At 72.2% G+C, this 16,735-nt stretch carries 18 protein-coding genes; 12 read left to right on the top strand and 6 right to left on the bottom strand.

Annotated features, from left to right (window positions below):
* Window positions 1-139: 139 nt before the first annotated feature.
* Window positions 140-679, bottom strand: a complete 540-nt coding sequence (locus CLV70_RS11645) for a hypothetical protein (protein ID WP_106126430.1) — start codon at window positions 677-679, stop codon at window positions 140-142.
* 246 nt (window positions 680-925) lie between these two features.
* Between CLV70_RS11645 and CLV70_RS11640 the strand changes: the two genes are divergently transcribed.
* The 6 genes from CLV70_RS11640 to CLV70_RS11615 all read left to right on the top strand — a co-directional run bounded on the left by CLV70_RS11640 (window position 926) and on the right by CLV70_RS11615 (window position 5,590).
* Window positions 926-1,465, top strand: coding sequence for a DUF1269 domain-containing protein (locus tag CLV70_RS11640; protein WP_106126429.1), 540 nt, complete (start codon window positions 926-928; stop codon window positions 1,463-1,465).
* A gap of 161 nt (window positions 1,466-1,626) precedes the next feature.
* Window positions 1,627-2,028, top strand: coding sequence for a hypothetical protein (locus CLV70_RS11635; protein ID WP_146164036.1), 402 nt, complete (start codon window positions 1,627-1,629; stop codon window positions 2,026-2,028).
* Between the two features lie 14 nt (window positions 2,029-2,042).
* The gene (locus tag CLV70_RS11630; protein WP_245908167.1) at window positions 2,043-2,495 is read left to right on the top strand and encodes a DUF7144 family membrane protein; all 453 of its coding nucleotides are present in this window, start codon (window positions 2,043-2,045) and stop codon (window positions 2,493-2,495) included.
* Between the two features lie 13 nt (window positions 2,496-2,508).
* The gene (locus CLV70_RS11625) at window positions 2,509-3,096 is read left to right on the top strand and encodes an Rv1733c family protein (RefSeq protein ID WP_146164035.1); all 588 of its coding nucleotides are present in this window, start codon (window positions 2,509-2,511) and stop codon (window positions 3,094-3,096) included.
* Window positions 3,097-3,155: 59 nt separating this feature from the next.
* On the top strand, window positions 3,156-4,910 hold the full coding sequence (locus CLV70_RS11620) for a SulP family inorganic anion transporter (protein WP_245908166.1): 1,755 nt from the start codon (window positions 3,156-3,158) through the stop codon (window positions 4,908-4,910).
* An 80-nt stretch (window positions 4,911-4,990) separates the two neighbouring features.
* Window positions 4,991-5,590 carry an HdeD family acid-resistance protein gene (locus tag CLV70_RS11615; RefSeq protein WP_158277754.1) on the top strand — a complete coding sequence of 200 codons (600 nt, stop codon included), beginning with the start codon at window positions 4,991-4,993 and terminating at the stop codon, window positions 5,588-5,590.
* Between the two features lie 63 nt (window positions 5,591-5,653).
* Here the strand turns inward: CLV70_RS11615 and CLV70_RS11610 are convergent, their stop codons facing one another.
* Both CLV70_RS11610 and CLV70_RS11605 read right to left on the bottom strand, forming a co-directional pair.
* Window positions 5,654-6,967, bottom strand: a complete 1,314-nt coding sequence (locus CLV70_RS11610; RefSeq protein WP_106126424.1) for a cytochrome P450 — start codon at window positions 6,965-6,967, stop codon at window positions 5,654-5,656.
* Window positions 6,968-6,991: 24 nt separating this feature from the next.
* The gene (locus CLV70_RS11605; RefSeq protein ID WP_146164034.1) at window positions 6,992-7,447 is read right to left on the bottom strand and encodes a hypothetical protein; all 456 of its coding nucleotides are present in this window, start codon (window positions 7,445-7,447) and stop codon (window positions 6,992-6,994) included.
* Between the two features lie 159 nt (window positions 7,448-7,606).
* Here CLV70_RS11605 and CLV70_RS11600 point away from each other — a divergent pair, with 159 nt between their 5' ends.
* The gene (locus tag CLV70_RS11600) at window positions 7,607-9,157 is read left to right on the top strand and encodes a GMC family oxidoreductase (RefSeq protein ID WP_106126422.1); all 1,551 of its coding nucleotides are present in this window, start codon (window positions 7,607-7,609) and stop codon (window positions 9,155-9,157) included.
* 13 nt (window positions 9,158-9,170) lie between these two features.
* Entirely contained in the window at window positions 9,171-10,640 is a 1,470-nt protein-coding gene (locus CLV70_RS11595; RefSeq protein ID WP_106126421.1) for an aldehyde dehydrogenase family protein, read from the top strand.
* A 13-nt stretch (window positions 10,641-10,653) separates the two neighbouring features.
* On the opposite strand, the gene CLV70_RS11590 is transcribed toward CLV70_RS11595, so the two are convergent.
* From CLV70_RS11590 to CLV70_RS11580, 3 genes are read right to left on the bottom strand one after another with little or no spacing between them, the layout of a single operon-like run.
* Window positions 10,654-11,451, bottom strand: a complete 798-nt coding sequence (locus CLV70_RS11590) for a TetR/AcrR family transcriptional regulator (protein WP_106126420.1) — start codon at window positions 11,449-11,451, stop codon at window positions 10,654-10,656.
* A gap of 10 nt (window positions 11,452-11,461) precedes the next feature.
* Window positions 11,462-11,935: a MaoC/PaaZ C-terminal domain-containing protein gene (locus CLV70_RS11585; protein ID WP_106126419.1), complete on the bottom strand. Its 474-nt coding sequence runs from the start codon at window positions 11,933-11,935 to the stop codon at window positions 11,462-11,464.
* The gene (locus CLV70_RS11580; RefSeq protein ID WP_158277753.1) at window positions 11,928-13,598 is read right to left on the bottom strand and encodes an AMP-binding protein; all 1,671 of its coding nucleotides are present in this window, start codon (window positions 13,596-13,598) and stop codon (window positions 11,928-11,930) included. The genes CLV70_RS11585 and CLV70_RS11580 overlap by 8 nt, the downstream gene beginning before the upstream one ends.
* A 153-nt stretch (window positions 13,599-13,751) precedes the next feature.
* Here CLV70_RS11580 and CLV70_RS11575 point away from each other — a divergent pair, with 153 nt between their 5' ends.
* From CLV70_RS11575 to CLV70_RS11560, 4 genes are read left to right on the top strand one after another with little or no spacing between them, the layout of a single operon-like run.
* On the top strand, window positions 13,752-14,495 hold the full coding sequence (locus CLV70_RS11575) for a maleate cis-trans isomerase family protein (protein WP_106126417.1): 744 nt from the start codon (window positions 13,752-13,754) through the stop codon (window positions 14,493-14,495).
* Between the two features lie 28 nt (window positions 14,496-14,523).
* Window positions 14,524-15,168 (top strand): VOC family protein, encoded by a 645-nt coding sequence (locus CLV70_RS11570; protein ID WP_106126416.1) that lies wholly within the window; start codon window positions 14,524-14,526, stop codon window positions 15,166-15,168.
* Complete coding sequence (locus CLV70_RS11565) at window positions 15,168-15,413, top strand: hypothetical protein (RefSeq protein ID WP_106126533.1); 246 nt, start codon at window positions 15,168-15,170, stop codon at window positions 15,411-15,413. The genes CLV70_RS11570 and CLV70_RS11565 overlap by 1 nt, the downstream gene beginning before the upstream one ends.
* The gene (locus tag CLV70_RS11560; protein ID WP_106126415.1) at window positions 15,410-16,585 is read left to right on the top strand and encodes an alpha/beta hydrolase; all 1,176 of its coding nucleotides are present in this window, start codon (window positions 15,410-15,412) and stop codon (window positions 16,583-16,585) included. Before CLV70_RS11565 ends, CLV70_RS11560 begins: the two co-directional genes overlap by 4 nt.
* Window positions 16,586-16,735 lie beyond the last annotated feature (150 nt).

Raw genomic sequence — 16,735 nt, 5'->3', positions numbered from 1 at the left:
CGTCACCCCGCTGCATCCGCGGTCTCCGGGTCTTCCGTCAACGGCGGCGTCTCGACACTCGCCGTGCCGTGCGGCGTGCTGTACGCCGGGCTACCCGGCGGGATCCGAACATGTTCTTCCTCCTTGTGTTCGCGGCCGGCTACCGGGCCGGCGCCGACTCCAGGTCGTGCAGCTCCTTGGCCTCGACCGCCGTGGCCAGGCCGATGGCGACCAGGTCGAACGGGCTGATGAAGCCGTCGCTGATCCGGCGGCCGCCGGCCCGGGCAATGGCATCCCGCAGCGGCACGGCCCAGTGGTGCTCGATGAGCAGGAGCGCCGCCGCGGAGTCGTCGGGAATCTCCGCGAGGATGTCCCAGGCGTCCTCGTCGCTGAACGCTCTCACCCCCGCCAGGCCGGCCTCCGCGCCCGCGGTCGCTCCGGTCTCCATGCCGGCCTCACCGTCGATGCCGAGGCCCAGCAGCGCTCCGATCTTGCTGCCGAGTTCGACCGCCTCCTCGGTGGACAGGTTGCTCAAGTGCTCGACCTCGATCTGCCCGCGGGCGTCCTTGTAGACAGCGAGCGCGTCGATCACCCTGACGGTGTCGCTCCTGCGGAGCGCCTCCAGTTCGGCGATCACCTCGCCATGGAAATGCGGATGATCGAAGCCCAGCACGATCATCTGAACCGGACCGATGGCCATCTGCCCCACTCCTTCGTGTGATCGGGTGAGGGTGAGACCCACGGCCGTGGCCCACCCGACCCGATACTCGGCTGTTGCGGGCGATGCCGCCTCATCCGGTGGGAGTGGTGCTGGTGGCTGCCGTGAGAACCGGCCCAGCCTCATTCGTGCGTAATGAGGCCGCCGGGCGGCCGGCGTGGCTGACTGGGTGCCGACGCCGCGGACGCGACCCGGCGGTGCAGATCAGCGAAGGGATGTGTACGAATCATGGCAACACTCGTCGCCATCGGTTACCCCGACGAGACCACCGCGACGGCTGCGTCGCTGGAGGCACAACGTCTCGCGAAGGATCTGATCATCCAGCCCGACGCCATTGCGGCCATCATCCGCGACCGGGAAGGCAAGTTCCACGTCACGACCAACCACCACGCGGTGGGCGGAGGCGCTACCTGGGGAATGTTCTGGGGCCTGCTGTTCGGCATGCTCTTCTTCATTCCTGTGCTCGGAATGGCGGTCGGTGCGGGACTGGGAGCGCTCATGGGCAAGATGTCCAAGGGCGCGATCAACAAGGAATTCCAGTCCCAGGTACGCGACATGCTGCAGCCCGGCACGTCGGCGTTGTTCCTGGTCGTCGAGCACGCCACGCCCGACAAGGCCGTCGAGGGACTGGCGCAGTTCGGCGGCACGGTGCTCAAGTCGTCGCTGCCCAAGGAGACCGAGGCGGAACTCCAGGCCGCGCTGCACGGCGGGTCCACCGACTCGGGGGCCGACACGGTGACAACCTCGCCGGCCCCCTCCGTCCCGTGACCACCGGTCCGGCATTCACCGGGTCAGGGCGAGGACCCGGGTAGGACCGCCGGACCTTCCGGATGCCGGCCCGCAAGGATGCGGGCCGGCATCATCCATTGCCGCCGCGTTCATCCTCGCCAGATGACGTACGGCCGGAGCCCGGCGGTGAGGCTGGACGCATGAAACGGATGCCTGCCCGGATCGCCGCCATGACGGTGGCGGCGACGCTCGGCATCGGCGGGTGCGGCGCAGACCCTCCGCCGGTGTGTGCCAGCCTCGCCGCCGTACAGACCACGATGCACCAGATCCGCAACGTGAACGTGGCGGAGAACGGCCTGCCCCCGCTGAAGGCGCAGTTGCAGCAGTTGCGGGCAGATGTCCGGCAGCTCCTGACCGATGCCGGAGCGCAGTTCGCGGCCGAGATCGCGGCCGTGCGGGCCGCCTCCGAACAGGTCTCGGAGAGCGTTGCCGCGGCCCGGGAGACGCCCGGTGTGGCCGGCCTCGCCTCGGTGCGGACGGCCCTGGCCCAGTTGCAGGCCGGGGTCCGGACCCTCGGTGACGCCATGTCGGGCACCTGCTGAGCGAAGGAGGCACCATGCCGGACCCCGAGACGGTGCCGGGTGCGGCGTACGCCGGCGTCACCCGCAGCGAAGCGACGGCGTGGGCCGGCTGGGCGCTGCTCGGCGCGATCATGATCTTCATGCTGGGGGTCGTGCACGTCAGCACCGGTCTGCTGGCTCTCCTCCGGCCGGAGGCGCTGGCCGGCGGACGGGCGGACCTGCTGTTGCCGGTCGGTCTGACCGCCGTCGCCTGGGTACACACAGCGATCGGCACGGTGGCCGCCGTCACGGGGTTGGGGCTGCTCCGGGGCCTTGTCTGGGCGCGGGTCACCACCGTCCTGCTGGCCGTTGTGGCTGCCCTGGTCAACTTCGTCTTTCTCGACGTCTACCCGATGTGGTCGGTGACGGCCATCGCGATGACGGTCGTCGTCACGTACGCGGTGTCGGTGCACGGCGCTGAGGTGGCCGGAGCCTACGGCGACTCATGACAGGAGAGGCCGCATGCTGGGAAAGCGGACGACCCGCCCGATGCCGTGGACCCGTGCTCCGCTGCGTCGTGGCTCGGACCGGATCCAGGCCTGGATGACGCTGGGGCTCGCCATGGTGATCCTGCTCGCTGGGCCTTGGGTGGCATGGCGGGCGGGGAGCATGGCGTACGGCGCCGACGTGCGCGCGAACGCGTGGGAGAAGCAGCACCACCGCCCCGCGGTCGCCGTGCTGGTACAGGACGCGCCGAACCTGGTTTACGCGGCAGGGGAGGCGCCGCCGCTCCCCACCGACGTGTCGGTGCTGGCGCGCTGGTCCGGCCCGGACGGCGTCGACCGTTCGGGCGCCGTCCCCGTGCCGGCGGGCATGCCGGCCGGTAGCACGGTGCCCGTCTGGATCGACGAGCACGGTGATCTGGTACGGCCACCGCGTCGGCGTAACGCGGGTGTGGACGCGTCGGCCGCCGCGCTGCTGGCAGTGGCGGTGCTCGTTGCCTTGCTGGCCGGCGTCCGGCGCATCGTCGTCCGGCGCCTCGATCGCCGGCGGCTGCGCTCATGGGAGGCGGAGTGGATGATGGTCGGCCCGCGATGGAGCAGGCGGTGACGGCGGCGAAGGAGCCGGCGGCAGGGGCACGCGCGGCTGGGGGCCGATGGGTGCCCGGGGTGCGGGTCGTGGCCGGCTACCGCCGCCGGTGGTTGCCCAAGGACCTCGTCGCTGGCCTGGTCCTGTCGAGCCTGCTGGTCCCGCAGGGCATGGCGTACGCGGAACTTGCCGGCCTGCCGCCGATCACCGGGCTGTACACGACCGTGTTCGGGCTGATCGGCTATGCCCTCTTCGGTTCCTCCCGGATCCTCGTGGTCGGGCCGGACTCCTCATTGGGACCCATGATCGCTGCGGTGCTGATCACCGTGGTCGGCACCGGCGCCGACGTGGCGACGACCATGGGCCTGGCCTCGATGCTCGCCCTGATGGTCGGCGTGATCATGGCGGTGGCCGGGGTCGCCAGGCTGGGGTTCGTCGCGGACCTGCTGTCCAAGCCCACGCAGATCGGCTACATGAACGGTCTCGCGGTCACCATCTTCGTCAGTCAGCTGCCCAAGCTCTGCGGGTTCTCCGTGGACGGCGACGGGCTGCTCAACGAGGCAGCCGGCTTCCTCCGGGGGCTGGCGAGCGGCGACGCCGTTCCGGCCGCATGCGCGGTGGGCCTGGTCACCCTGGCCATCATCGTGGTGCTCCAGCGATGGCTGCCGAAGGTGCCGGCGGTGCTGATCGCCGTCGTCGCCGCGATCGCCGCGACGTGGGTGGCGGACCTGGGCAGCCGCGGCGTGGTCCTCGTCGGCCCCTTGCCGGCCGGCTTCCCGCCCCTCAGCCTGCCCCACGCGTCCTGGTCCCAGCTTGTGCCACTGCTGGCCGGCGCCGTCGGCATCACCGTCGTGTCACTGGCCGACACCATCTCCACCGCGTCGTCGTTCGCCGCCCGTACCGGTCAGGAGATCCGGCCCGACCAGGAGATGATCGGTGTCGGCGCGGCCAACGTCGCGGCCTCCTTCTTCCAGGGCTTCCCGGTCAGCACCAGCGGCTCACGCACCGCCGTCGCCGAGCAGTCCGGCGCCCGTACCCAGGTGACCGGCATCGTCGGTGCCGCCGTCATCCTCGCCATGCTCCTGCTCACCCCCGGCCTGCTGCGGGATCTGCCCCAGCCCGCTCTCGGCGCCGTGGTGATCGCGGCGTCGATGTCGCTGGCGGACGTGCGTGGCACGGTGCGTCTGTGGCGTCGCCGCCGTCTCGAGTTCCTGGTCTCGATCACCGCTTTCCTCGGAGTGGCGCTTCTCGGCGTCCTGCCCGGCATCGGCGTCGCGGTCGGGATGTCGGTCCTCAACGTGTTCCGGCGGGTGTGGTGGCCCTACCAGACCGAGCTACGGAGGGCGCCCGGTGTGCCGGGCTACCACGACGTGCGTTCGTACCCGGTCGCGGACCGTCTGCCCGGCCTGATGCTGTTCCGCTTCGACGCCCCGCTGATCTTCGCCAACGCCCGGGTGTTCCGCGATCAGATCCGCGGCCTGGCCCGCGCCGAACCGCGGCCGCGCTGGATCGTTCTGGCGGCGGAGCCCGTGACCGACGTCGACACCACCGCGGCGGACATGCTGACGGTGCTCCTGGCCGAACTGGACGCCGACGGAATCGTGCTGGTGTGGGCCGAACTCAAGGACCCGGTACGGCGCAAGATCGACAGGTACGGGCTGACGGAAGCGATCGGCCCGGCGCACTTCTTCGCGACCCTGGACGAGGCGGTCTCCGCCTACCGGGCGCAGACCGGAGCCGAGTGGGTGAGTTCGCCCGGGCCGGCTGATGTGCCGCCGCGGCCGGAAGCCGCGGAGCGGCCCACCGCGAAGGGCCGGTTCCCCCGCGGCGGATGATGACCCGTGCCCCCGTGTCCCGGTTAGCTCGGCATGGCGACCGCGCCCGAACGCACGGGCGAGCGCCGGAGGAGGTCAGCATGATCGGGACAGGCAACAACACGGCAGCCGCCCGGCCGGGCGTTGCGGCCGAGCTCCGCTCGATCGCCGTCCCGTGGAAGGCCGTCCTGGCGACCGGCGTGCTCGGGGTGGCCTTCGGTGCCGCGGTGCTCCTCTTGCCGGACGTCTCGCTCCGCGTGATGTCAGCTCTCGCCGGGGTGTGGCTTCTCATGGCGGGCATCGCCCGGATCATCAGCGCCTTCCTTCCCGGCAGCGGGAGCATCGCCCACCATGTGCTGTCCGGGATGGTCGGCGTCGTCGTTCTCGTCGCCGGGCTGGTCTGTCTGCGCGACCTCGTGAACCGCCTGGCCGTGCTGTCCCTGCTGTTCGCCATCACCTGGATCCTCAGCGGGCTCACCGAGGTCGTGCTGGGCCTTCAGCGCACGGGTGCGGCCCGCCTCGGCCTTCTCTGCGTAGGCTTGCTGTCCTGCGCCGCGGGATTCGTGTTCCTGCTGATGCCCGACGTCTCCCTTGCCGCGCTGGTGATCCTCACAGGGCTCAGCAGCCTGCTCGTCGGGGCCGCGGAGGTGGCGCTCGCCTTCGTTCTGCGCGGGACGCACACGGCGGAGGCGACGCGGTAGGCGCTGCCCGATCGGAGGGCCGCATCCGATGACGTGGCCCGGGGCGGACGCTTGCCGCCGCGGTCATGCCCTCCGCGCGGTGACCGCCACCGTGAAACCCTTGCCCGGGTTGGGGCCCGGCGTGGCGGTGATCCGCAGGGGCTGGTCCGGGCGGGGCAGGGCAGCGGTCAGCCGCCGGACGAGCGTGGCCATCGTCGCGACCGCGAGCACCTCGGTCATGCCCGCGCCGAGGCAGGTGTGGCCGCCCACCGAGAAGGGGGCGTACACGGCGGCCCGGCGCGCCGCCGCGAAGTCGCGGTCGATGTCGAACCGCTCGGGTGCCGGGAAATGCTCCGGCAGTTGGTGCGGCACCGAGGTCGCCACGAGCACCCGGCGTCCCCGATCGATGCGGAAACCCTCGAATTCAAAGGCTTTGGCGGCCGTACGCGCGGAGCCCGGCGCCGGCGGGTAGACGCGCAGGGTCTCGAGCACCAGCCCGTGCAACGCCGGCAGGTGGCGCAGGCCCGCGAAGGTCAGCGGTCCGGCGGCGTCCACTTCGGACCGTACGCGCGCGAGCACCTCGGGATTCCGCAGCAGCGCGTACAGCATGAAGCTGTAGAGGTAGGCGACCGTGTTGATGCCCGCGAAGTAGCCCTGCAACGCCATGCCCGCGCGCACCTCCGGCGGGTACGGATGCCCGTTCTCGTCCACCGCCGTGAGCGCCTGGTCGAGCAGGTCCGCCGGACCGCTGTGCGGATTCCGGGCGCGGTGCTCGAGGGCGTCCCGGGCGAAGGCGAGGATCTCGGCGCGGGCCCGCCGGTACGCCGGCCGGCGCAGGACCACGCGCGGCCACTTCCCGGCGATGGTGACGTCGAGGACCAGTTCGAACGCCCACCGCAACGTCTCGAACCGGGCGGCCGAGCTCGCCCCGGTGAAGGCGACGGACAGCTGATCGGCGGCGAGCCGCTGGAACCGGTCGACGACCGGCAGGGCCCGCTCGCCCACCCAGGACCCGAAGGCCCGTTCGGTGCTCCCCATGACCTCGTCCCAGCGCGCGGCCAGCAGGTCCCGGGACAGTCCGGTGGCGAGTTGCCTGCGCAGGTGCCGGTGCGGCCGCCCGTTCAGCACGTGCACCCGCATGTGGAACTGCCGGTTCAGGCCGCCGAAGCTCTCCTCGCTGGTGAACACGTCCTCGCCGTGCTCGATCAGGAACCGGTTGGCGCGTTCGCCGGCCATGATGACGAACGTCTGGTTCAGGGCGCGGACCCGGTACACCGGGCCCATCCGGCGGTACGCGTCGACGAGGAAACCCTGCACGTCGCCCATCATCCGCAGGGCGTTGCCCAGCAGCGGCAGCCCGGGCACCGCGGGCGGCGTACGCGAATGATCGACGGCCATGCGGGAACTCCTCGGGTCCGGGGGTCAGGAAAGCCAGTGCAGGGTGTCGTCCTCCGGCACGCGACCGCGGGCGTCCGGTCGCGGGTCCGTGCCGCGACCGATCACGTCGGTGCCGGCCGGGGTGACCAGCGACCGGTCGAAGGTGAGGACGACGAGCTCGTGGTCGTCGCTGAGGTGCGTCACCCGCCAGCTGCTCGACAGCGGGCGGAGCAGCCCCCTGCCACGCCAGGTGAACCGGCCCGCCGCGGCGTCGAAGCGGTCCACCCCGGCGATCCGCCGGGTGGCTCCCGCCGGCGTCCGGTAGCTCACCTCGTCGCTGAGGACGAGCGGGGAGCCGGGCAGCAGCCCGTACGTGAAATGGGGATCGAGTCGCCGCCCGCTCAACCACATGGGGAACGAGGAGGCCAGCACCCGCCACCGCCCGGGCAGCACCTCACGCAGCACCTCGGCGTCGATCCGGGATGCGCCAGGCGTATTCATCGCCCCGGATCCTAGGCCCTGCCGCCGGTGGTGGCGAGAGGGTGAGGACGCCGCCGTGCCCGCGCGCAGCGTTGTTTGGACGTACGCGTCAAATAGTTGTCGGTGCCGTGAAATGGTTGTAGCGTCGGCCGTGGCCGGACCGGATCGGAAGGCGGGCGCATGACAGACCGGGCGATGGCGTACGACGTGGTGGTGGTGGGCGCCGGGGCGGCCGGATGCGCCCTCGCCCACAAGCTGACCGAGGACCCCTCGATCGAGGTCCTGCTGATCGAGGCGGGCCCGGCCGACCGGCCCGACGTCGTGACCGTGCCGGCCCGGTGGCCGGAGACGATCGGATCCACGTACGACTACGGCTACGGGACCGTGCCGCAGAGCCGTGCCGCCGGCCGTACGCTGGGCGTGCCGCGCGGCCGCATCGTGGGCGGCTCGACCTCCGTCAACGCCATGATCTTCTCCCGCCCGTGGGCGGAGGACCACCGGACCTGGGGCCGGAACTGGACGCCGGACGAGGTGACCGCGGCCCTGCGCGATCTGGAGTCGCACCCGGGAGGCGACGGTTCCCGCGGGCACGACGGGCCGGTGTACAACGCCACGGCGGCGTCGCGCAACGAGCTGTGCGAGGCCTTCGTCGCCGCGTCCGGGGAGGCCGGGTACGCCCGGGTCGAGGACCTCAACGCCCCCGGCGCGCAGGGCGCCGGCTGGTTCGACCTGACGATCCGCGACGGCCGGCGCGCCGATGCCGCCGAGACCTTCCTGCGTCCCCTCCGCGACCGGGCCAACCTGACCGTCCGGAGCGACACCACCGTCGCCCGGATCGTGGTCGAGGGCGGCCGGGCGACGGCGCTGGAGCTGCGCGCCGGGGAGGCCGGCGAGGTGGTCGCGATCTCCGGCGAGCTGGTGCTCAGCGCCGGGGCGATCGACTCGCCCGCGCTGCTGCTGCGTTCCGGGATCGGCCCGCGCGAGGAGCTGCTGGCCGCCGGGATCACCCCGGTGCTCGATCTTCCGGGCGTCGGGAGGAACCTACAGGACCACCCGTCGTTCCCGGTCGTCTGGTCCTCGCGGCGACCGGTGGCGGGACCGGCCAACCAGTTCGCCGAGTCCGGCCTCTACCTGCGCGGCGACCGGTGGGCGGGCGGACGCACCATCAGCGTCGCCTTCCATCACCTGGCGCTGACGCCGCCGGGAGCTCCCGTGGTCACCCACGGGGCGACCGCGCTGATCGGGCTCTACGAGCCGCGGAGCCGCGGGCGGCTGACGCTGGACCCGGCCGACCCATGGGGCCCTCCGCTCATCGACCCCCGGTACTTCGACGACGAGGGAGACCTTGCCGCCCTCGCCGCGGCCGTACCGCTCGTCCGGGAGATTGCGGCGCAGCCGGCCCTGGCGGGTTTCGGCCTCGTCGAGCTGGGCCCGGGGGAGGCCGTGCGGGAGCCGGCCACGATCGAGGCCGCGATCCGCACCGGGTCGCTCAGCTACGCCCACCACTGCGGCACCTGCGCGATGGGCCCGGGCGGCGTCGTCGACCAGGAGCTGCGCGTCACGGGCGTCGCCAACCTGCGCGTCGCTGACGCCTCGGTCATGCCCCGCATCCCGCAGGTGGCGCCCAGCGCCACCATCCAGATGGTCGGGTGGCGCGCTGCCGAGCTGCTGCGCGCCACCCTGCGCCCCACCGCCCGCCCGTCCCTCCCGGTGACCACCACCTCGTCCTGAACGGAGTACCACCATGACGACCGACGTACGCAGCGAGACCCCGCTCCGGGCGAATCTCATCGCGGGCGCCCTCTCGGAGGAGGGGACGGCCGTCGACTCGGTGAACCCCTCGACCTCAGAAGTGATCGGCCAGTTCGTCCAGGCCGACCGGGCCCAGGTCGAACGCGCCATCGCGGCCGCGCGCCGCGCGTTCGACACCACCGACTGGTCCACCGACCCCCGCACCAGGTTCGCGCTCCTGAACCGGCTCGCCGACCAGCTCTCGCTGCGGGCCGCCGAGATCGGCGCCATGCTGTCGCGCGAGAACGGGAAGCTGGAGCGCGAGACGATGTGGGAGGCCGCCACCTCGGTGGAGTGGCTGCGCTACTCCGCGGGCACCGCGCTGACTGCCGGCCACGGCACCGCCGAGGAGGTCCAGCCCGGCGTGTTCTTCCGCTCGGCCCCGGCCGCCACCGGTGTCGCCGGCATCATCTCGCCCTGGAACTCGCCGATCATCCTGACCATCCGCGCCCTCGGTCCCGCGCTGGCCGCGGGCTGCACCGTGGTGGTGAAACTTCCCGGCCAGACGGGCCTGACCAACGCGATCCTGTCCGACATCGTGGCGTCGGCGGGCTTCCCCGAGGGGGTCGTCAACATCTTCTCGGAGTCCGCGAACGTCGGCGCGCCGCTGCTGGTCAGCTCGCCGCAGGTCGACGTCGTGAACTACACCGGCAGCACTGCCGTCGGCCGGGTCATCGCCCGGGAGGCGAGCGCGACGCTCAAGCGGGTCGGCCTCGAACTCGGCGGCAAGACGCCCCTGGTCGTCTTCGAGGACGCCGACCTGGACCTCGCCGTCGCGACCATCGTCGCGGCGCTCACGGTGATGAACGGCCAGTTCTGCGTGACGGGTTCCCGGGTCCTGGTGCACCGTTCCGTCGCCGGCCGCCTGCGCGAGGCCCTGGTCGCGGCGATCTCGTCGCTGAACCCCGGGCCGAGCGACGACCCCGCCAGCGACCTGGGGCCGCTCATCGACGCCGCGAGCGCCGCGCGCGTCGACGCCCTGGTGACCGCGGCCGAGGCGTACGGCACGATGCTGGTCCGCGGCGGCCGGATCACCGACGAGCGCCGCCCGGGAGGCGCCTACTACCGGCCCAGCCTGGTCGAGGTCGAGCGCCTCGACGTACCCCTGGTCCAGGAGGAGATCTTCGGCCCGGTGCAGACCTTCGAGGTCTTCGACGACGAGGACGACGCGATCCGGCGGGCCAACGCCACGCCGTACGGCCTGGGCGCGGCGGTCTTCACACGCAGTTCGCTGCGGGCCCAGCGGGTCGCCCGGCGCATCGAGTCCGGCATGGTCTGGAGCAACTGCTGGGCGGTGCTGTCCGAGAAGTTCGAGCAGGGCGGGCTCAAGCAGAGCGGCTACGGATACCTCTGCGGCCCCGGGGCCATCAGGGAATTCCAGAGCCTGCGGGTCTTCGTGGAGTCGGTGCCCCCACCCGCGTGACCGAGCTCGAGCTTCAGGAGCGCTCGGTCTCCCCGAGGTGGTGCTCGAGCAGCGCGAGGTCGTCCTTGAGCATCGCCATGACCGCGTGCACCGAGGCGGGGGCCGCGTCACGGTCGCGGTGCAGGAGCACGGAGGCCACGGCGAGCTCGGCGAACTCGTCGGCGACGGCCGCGATGTCGACGTCCGGCTGGTTCCACCAGGTGACCCAGTTGACCATCCCGATGAGACCGAGCGTCACCGTCCGGACGTCGACCGCGCGGAAGACGCCGGCCGTGACGCCGCGCTCGATGACCGACTGGTAGGCCCGGAACACCCGGCGCCGGCCGTCGGTGTAGAGCTCGGTGACGTCGGCCGGCAGCTCGGCCTCGGATCGCAGCAGCAGCCGGAACTGGTCGCGGTGCCGGGCCTGGAACGTCGTGGAGGTGCGCACCAACTCGCGCAGGTGCTCCTCCGGTGCGAGCTCGGGGAGGGCCTCCAGCTGCTCGGCGGCGTCCATCGTCGTCTCGCGCACCAGGCGGGCGAGCAGCTCCTCCTTGCTGGAGAAGTAGTAGTAGAGCGCGGGCCGGGTGAGGCCGGACGCCTCGGCGACGTCCTGGAGGCTGGTGCCGGCGAACCCGCGCTCGGCGAACAGGGCCGTGGCACGGTCCAGGATCTGGCGCTCGACCAGCTCCTTGCGCGCCCCGCTCGATCGCCGGCGGGGCGCCGCGTCCTTCTTCCGGCGCTCGGCGGCACCGGGCGCTGCTGCGTCGGGTGCCGCTGCGCCGGGTGCGGCCTGGGCCTTCGTGCGCGGACGCGGCGTCGGTGCTGACATCGCTGCGATCCTACTCCGTGCCACGTCCGGCCCGCCCGTCGTCCCGCGGTCGTCTGCGCAGGTAGGCGTCGGTGGTCAGGCGCAGCGCCGGCCGGTCACCGACGAAGAGCCGGCCGTACGTGGTGACCAGCGCCCGCGCCTCGTCGGTCAGGTGCACGGCCGCGATCTCGACCTCGCCCCGCAGCGTCGCGCCGGCACGCACCGCGTAGGTCAGCTGAACGTCGCGGATGGCCCGGCCGGCGATGATCGGCCACCGCCGGTAGACGCCGAGGACCGCGAGCCGCTGGTAGACGCCGAGGGTGTGCACCCCGCTGGCGATGATCTCGCCGAACTCGTGCCCGGCGGCGTAGTCGTCGTCGAGGTGGATCGCCTGCGGGTCCCAGTGGGCGGCGAACGCCAGGATCTCCGCCCGGGTGACGGTGTAGCTGCCCAGGTCGACGACGGTCCCCACGACGAGATCCTCGGCACCCACGACGTCAGGCATCGCGAGCCGTCCCGAGCTCGGCGGCGAGGGTGCGCAGCAGCACCTTGTTCACTTTGTAGGTCGCGGTCCGCGGCAGCGCCGGCAGCAGCTCCAGCCGTTCCGGCCATTTGTACTTCGCCACCCCCAACCCTTCGAAATGCTTCTGTACGTCGGTGAGCGAAGGTGCCGTCAGGCCCTCGGCGGGGACGAGGTAGGCGCACGCCCGTTCCCCCAGCCGCTCGTCCGGCATGGCCACGACGGCCGCCTCGGCGATCGAGGGATGCTGGAGCAGCAGCTTCTCGACCTCCTCGGTGCTGAACTTCTCGCCCCCGCGGCTGATGACGTCCTTGAGCCGCCCCTCGATGGACAGATGCCGTCCGCCGTCCCGCTCGACGAGCCTGGCCAGGTCGCCGGTCAGCAGCAGACCCTCCGCGGTGAAGGCGGCCCTGTTGTGCCCGGGCGCGTCGAAGTAGCCCGCCAGCGTGCTGGGGCCGCGGAAGACGAGCATGCCGGTCTCTCCGGCCGGGAGCGGGACGTGCGTCACCGGGTCGACGATCAGCATCTCGTCGTCGGCTCCGTAGACCGGGCTGCCGACCGTCGCCGAGCGGACGCCGGGCGGATCCGTGCGGCGCGTGGAGGTGTAGGGGCCCTCGGCCATGCCCCACGTCTGGCCCATCCAGATGCCCCGCGCGGTGCACGCGTCGAAGAGCGACCGCGGCAGCTTCGACCCGGAGAAGATCACCACTTCGAGGGCGGACGCCAGCTCGTCCCACGGGTCCTCGTCGAGCCAGGAGGCCATCGGACCGCCGATCATCATGTCGTTCACCCGGTGCTCGATCAGCAGCCGCATCGTCTCGGCTGCCCGGCCGAACGGCACGGCCACGAAGCAGCCGCCGACGACGTGGGCGCCGAACAGGGCGTTGATGACCCCCGCGTTGTGCAGCAGCGGCAGGACGTGCCCGATCCGGGAGGCCGGGGTACGGCCCAGGGCCCGGGAGTTGGCCACGGCGTTGTTCCAGTACTCGGCGTGCAGCCGCGGGATGAGCTTGGGCGTACCCGTGGTGCCGCCGGAGAGCTGGAAGACCGCGACGTCCTCGTGGTGGATCCGGTCCTGGACGGCGTCGACCTGTGCACGGGCGCGGTCGGCCGGTACGTCCGCGCCCAGCTCCGAGACCCGCGTGAAGCCCGCCGGCGCCGGGCCGACGGTGAGCAGGTGCACCGGGGCGGGGTTGCCGGCGGCGTTGTCGCGGGCGAGCGGGATCAGGGCGCCCTTCGAGGCCTCGGCGTCGACGAGGTGCGCGACCGCGCCGACCGCGGCGCTGATCGGGCCGATCTCGTGGGCGCGGTGGGCCGGCAGCGCGGCCACCGGCACCGCGCCGCATTTCAGCAGCGCGTAGAAGGCGAGGACCGACTCCGTGGAGTTGCCGATCTGGACCACCACGGGCGCGCCGCGGGGCAGGCCGAGCGCGATCAGCCCGGCGGCGATCCGGTCGGTGCGCTCGTCGAGCTCGCGGTAGGTGAGGGATCCGTCGGGCCCGGCGACCGCGTCGCGCCCGGCGTGCCGGGCGCACACCTCGCGCAGGCGCTCGACGGTCGTCCGGTCGGACCAGGACCCGCCGGCGAGGTAGCGCTCCGCCCGCCGGCGGTCGTGGATCGGGGTACGTGTGTCCAGCCAGTCGGGCACGGCCGCCTCCGCCTGCTTCGCTCCGGTCCCGGCGCGGGCGCGCGGGACGTTCCGATGGAGAGTTCTACCATAGTGCCAATTATTTGACGGGTGCGTTAGAGTCGAGGCTGCGAAGGCGGTACGCCCGTCGGACACGAGAGGAACGGCGCCAGGATGGACTCGTACAGGATCGGCCTGATCGTTCCGAGCTCCAACGTGACCGTCGAGACGGAGCTGCCGGCGCTGCTGCGGTCGAGCGCCGACGCCGAGTTCACGTTCCACTCCTCCCGCATGCGGATGACCGCGGTGACCCCGGCCGGGCTCCGGGCCATGAACGTCCAGCGTGAGCGCTGTGTCATCGAGATCGCCGACGCTTCGCCGGACGTCATCCTCTACGCGTGCCTGGTCGCTCTCATGGCCGGCGAGCCGGGGGAGCACCGGCGCGCCGAGGGCCTGATCGCCGAGCAGCTCGCCACCGGCGGATCGGCGGCCAGGATCCGATCGAGCGCCGGAGCGCTGGTGGAGGCCCTGCGGGCGCTCGGTGCCCGCCGGATCGCGCTGGTGACGCCGTACCTGCGCCCGCTGGCCCGCAAGGTCGTCGGCTACCTGAGCGCCGAGGACTTCGAGGTGTCCGACTGGCGGGCCCTCGAGGTGGAGGACAACCGCGAGGTCGGGTGCATCCCCGGCGACCGGGTCATGGCCTCCGCCCGGGACCTCGACCTGGCGGGCGTGGATGCGGTCGTGCTGTCCGCCTGCGTCCAGATGCCCTCGCTCTCCCTCATCGCCCCGGCCGAGGACGAGCTGGGGATCCCCGTCATCTCCGCCGCGACCGCGGGAGCCTTCGGCATCCTGCGCGGTCTCGGCCTCCCCACCAAGCTCCCCGGCGCCGGGAGCCTGCTGTCGGGTTCGTACAGCTGACCGGCGCACCGACGAAAGGAGCCCCGCCATGCCCACCGCACCGCTGCCCCATCTCGCCAGAGGCGTCGACCACGCGGCCTTCCCGACCCTCGACCCCGCCGGAACCATCCGCTTCTACCGCGACGTGCTCGGCTTCCCGGTCGTCCACTCCATCTGCGCCGCCGGCTGGGGGCCGGAGAAGCACCCCGACTTCGTGCACTTCTTCTTCGACATCGGCAACGACGACCGGATCGCGTTCTTCCACTACTTCGGTTTCGAACCGCCCATGGTCTCGGCACGCGGGGACGCCTTCGCCCGCTTCAACGACGAGATGCCGTCGTTCTACATCGCGTCCCGCCACCTGGCCATCCACGTGGAGTCCGCGGAGCACCTCAACGAGTACCAGCACCGGCTCGACCTGAGCGACTGGCCGACGGAGCTGCGCGTCCAGCACGAGACGATCGAGTCCATCTACACCCACGACCCCAACGGCTACCTGCTCGAGATCACCCGCGCGCTGCGTCCGGTCACGCCGCAGGAGGACCACGACGCCGCGCTCTCCGTCCAGGCCCTCCTCGACATCGCCGACGCCGGCGACCTCACGCTCGACGCGCTGCTGCGGCGCAAGGCCGAGCTGATCGTCGCCCACGCCGAGGACCGGGACCCGCTCCCCACCCCCGAGCGAGTCCGGTGATGCCGACCGTCTACGTCCTGGACGTCCCCGAGAACCGGCCCGTCGTGGAGGTGGCTTCCCGCGACGACCGGGTCGCCGTCCGGGCCGTCGGCCCGTACACGCGGCTGTCCAGCAGCGCGCCGATCGTCATCGACCGCCGCGAGACCGGGTGTCGCCACGCCGTCTGGTACAGCTGTCTCGCGGGCCTGGCCGCCGGCCGCGTCGTGCAGTGGGACAAGAACGCCCTGCGCGTCGAGGCGTCATGAGCACCCCGGAGGTGCGGGTCACGACGCACGAGCTGAAGACGGCGGACGGCGCGCGGATCGCGGGAGTCCTGCGGACGGCCGGCGACGGCCGGGGCCCCGTCGTGTCCATCATGCACCCGCGCCAGGACGTGACCCACCACCCGTTGATCCCCTCGTTGCTGGCCGAGGGCGTCTCGGTGTGGACCCAGGGCTCGCGTTCGGTGAACAACGACCTCGCCCTGGTGCACGAGCAGACCCTGCTCGACGTGGCGGCCGGGCAGTCCTTCGTCGCGGAGCGCGGATTCGGGACCACGATCACGCTCGGGCATTCCGGCGGGGGCACCCTGTACGCGTACTACCAGCAGCAGGCGCTGACCCCGCCGCGGGAGCGGTACACGGCGTCGCCGTCGGGCGTACCCGTGGATCTGCCCGGCGCGACCATGCCGGTCCCGGACCTGACCATCTTCCTGGCGCCGCACCCCGGCCAGGGGGTTCTGCTCGAGCGCCTGATCGACGCGTCGGTCACCGACGAGAGCGACCCGCTGTCGGTCGACCCGGGCCTGGACCCGTTCGACCCCGCCAACGGGTTCCGGGAGCCACCGGAGCAGGCGCGCTACTCGCCGGAGTTCGTCGAGCGCTACCGCGCGGGTCAGCGCGCGCGGATCCGGCGCATCGACGCGGTCGCGCTCGCCCACGTGGAGGCGCGGCGCGCGGCGGAAGAGCACGCCGCCGATCCGGCGAGCCGGCGTGCCGCCGACACCGTCCCCGTGATCCCGATCTACCGCACCGACGCCGACCTCCGCTCGGTCGACCTCTCGATCGACCCCAACGAGCGGCTGTACGGCTCCCTGTTCGGCCGCCGCCCGCACCGCGGGAACTACCAGCTGCCGGGCTTCGCCCGGGTCGTCACGCCGGCGTCCTGGCTGTCGACCTGGTCGGCGAACCATTCACGGGCCAACTTCGTCCGCAACGTCACCGGCGTGGTCACGCCGACGCTGCTGATCGAGCTCACCGGCGACCAGGCCTGCTTCCCGGCCGACGCCTCGGCGATGCACGCGGCCCTGGCGGCCACCGACAAGACGCACGTACGGGTGGCCGGGCAGCATTTCGGCCAGGCGATGAAGCCCGGTGGCCCGACGGGAATCGCGCTGGCGGCGGAGCAGATCCATAAATGGCTCCTGGATCGAAAATAAGCGCTCCCGATCGCTTTCTTCCACCGGGCAGGGCCGCCCGCGTCAATTGTCCGGACATTGCCGCGGTGTGCCGCGATATAGGCTCAGCCGTCGACGTTTTGCCTGGCCGTCGGCATGGTGACGGGCGTGGACGTTTATTGGTCCCTCTCG

The organism is Pseudosporangium ferrugineum (genome assembly GCF_003002065.1).
Classification (GTDB): domain Bacteria; phylum Actinomycetota; class Actinomycetes; order Mycobacteriales; family Micromonosporaceae; genus Actinoplanes; species Actinoplanes ferrugineus_A.
The sequence above is the reverse complement of the archived record's forward strand: the minus strand, read 5'-3'. Positions and strand labels throughout refer to the sequence as shown.